At 74.4% G+C, this 1,639-nt stretch carries 3 protein-coding genes; all 3 read left to right on the top strand.

Annotated features, from left to right (window positions below; all coding sequences use genetic code 11):
- Nucleotides 1-24 precede the first annotated feature (24 nt).
- Entirely contained in the window at nt 25-633 is a 609-nt protein-coding gene (locus tag AB0G02_RS39095) for a hypothetical protein (RefSeq protein WP_360805231.1), read from the top strand.
- Nucleotides 627-1,136, top strand: coding sequence for a phosphopantetheine-binding protein (locus tag AB0G02_RS39090; protein WP_360805228.1), 510 nt, complete (start codon nt 627-629; stop codon nt 1,134-1,136). The genes AB0G02_RS39095 and AB0G02_RS39090 overlap by 7 nt, the downstream gene beginning before the upstream one ends.
- A 2-nt stretch (nt 1,137-1,138) precedes the next feature.
- On the top strand, nt 1,139-1,639 hold a 501-nt coding region (locus tag AB0G02_RS39085), incomplete at its 3' end, for a hypothetical protein (protein WP_360805225.1).

Here is a 1,639-nt window from a genome sequence, read left to right as displayed (position 1 = left end):
TCCCGGCGTGAGTGGAGTTCCGACGTGTGCACTTCCGTACGGGTCGCGGAAGCGGCGGCGACCGGCCGGCCGGTGCGCGCGGTGCTGGGGTACTGCGCCGGGTCGTCGCTGGCCACCTGCGTCGCGGACGCCGTCGCCAAGTCCGCGCCGGCCCCGGTGACCGTGCTCTTCGACGCCGAGGCGACCACGGCCGGCTCGCTGTCCCACCAGTTCACCTCCACCCTGGAGACCTCCGCGGACCACCTGACCGCGGCGGAGATGGAGGGCGCGCGCGCCCTGGCGGACGGGCTGGTCGAGGCGCACCCGGACGACCTGCCCCGCATCGCCGCCGCCCTGGTCGACCGGTACGACGAGGTGATGGGCGAGGTCGCCGCGCGGCTGTCGCTCAACCAGTTCTTCCGGCAGCAGCTCACCGGCGGGTTCACCGCCTACGTGGAGTACATGCTGCTGGCCGCCCAGGGCCGGTTCGACACGCGCTCCGGGACGCCGTTGTTCGTGTCCTCCAAGGAGCACGAGCCACCCGTGGACGGCGCGCGGCACCTCGTGCTGGACGTGGACCACACCGACCTGCTGCGCGAACCCGCGGTGCACGACCTCGTCGCCGAACTGCTGATAGGAGAACGCCCGTGGTGAACGTGGCCGAGATAGCCGACGTCCTGTCCGCGCACCCCGGGGTGAGCCGGGCCGGGGTCGCCGTCGTGCGCCACGACGGGCGTGACGTCACGATCGCGGCCGTCGAGCTGACCGAATACCTGAGCGGGCCGGTGCTGCGCAACCACGTGCGGCGACAGCTCGGTGAGGACTGCGGGCTCAACGGCGTGCTCGTCGTGGACCGCCTCCCGGTGGCGGACGGCGAGGTGGACGCCGGGCAGCTGGCGGCGGCCGTCGCGGATGGCCGGTGCACCCTGTTCGAGGACCCGCGCGACGACGTGGAGCGGCGGGTGGCGGCGATCTGGTCGGCGCAGATGGACGTGCGGCCGGTCGGCGCGACGGACGACTTCCTGGAGCTGGGCGGCGACTCGCTGTCGGCGCTGGGCATCATCGCGGCCCTCGAAGCGGAGTTCGACCGGCCGTTGGACGTGTACGAGTTCATGACCGCGTCCAGCGTCCGGCGGCTGGCCGAGATCCTGCGGTAGCGATGACCCTCACCGTGCACCGGCGGATCACCGACGTCGCCCGCGCCGAACCCGGTCGGACGGCCCTGGTCGGGTTCGACTCCGAGCTGGCCGAGCAGACCCTGTCGTGGGGCGAGCTGGCCGGGTCGGTGGAGGACGCGGTGGCCGGGCTGCGGGCGGCGCTCGATCCCGATGTGCCGTCCTGCGTCGTCGTGGAGGCGGCCAACACCCTCGCCGCGGCGACCGGCATCGCGGCGGCGCTCGCGGCCGAGGTGCCCGTCTTTCCCCTGAACCCGGCCACCCCCGCGGCCGAGCGGGACGTCCTGTTCGGACTGCTCGGCCGCCGGTACGGGCACGTGCACCTGATGGACGGCGGGAACCGGCCGGGGCCGGCGATCGCGTCGGCCACGCCGCCGACGACCCGAGGCAGCGCCGCCTACCTGCTGGCGACCGGCGCGAGCACGGGCGTGCCGAAGATCTCGGCGCGGCCGGGGCCGCTGCGCTACGACCCCGCGCGGACGCCG

It is taken from the genome of Actinosynnema sp. NPDC023658 (assembly GCF_040639995.1).
Classification (GTDB): Bacteria; Actinomycetota; Actinomycetes; order Mycobacteriales; family Pseudonocardiaceae; genus Actinosynnema.
Note: the sequence above shows the minus strand (reverse complement) of the source record. Positions and strands in the feature narration are given on the sequence as shown.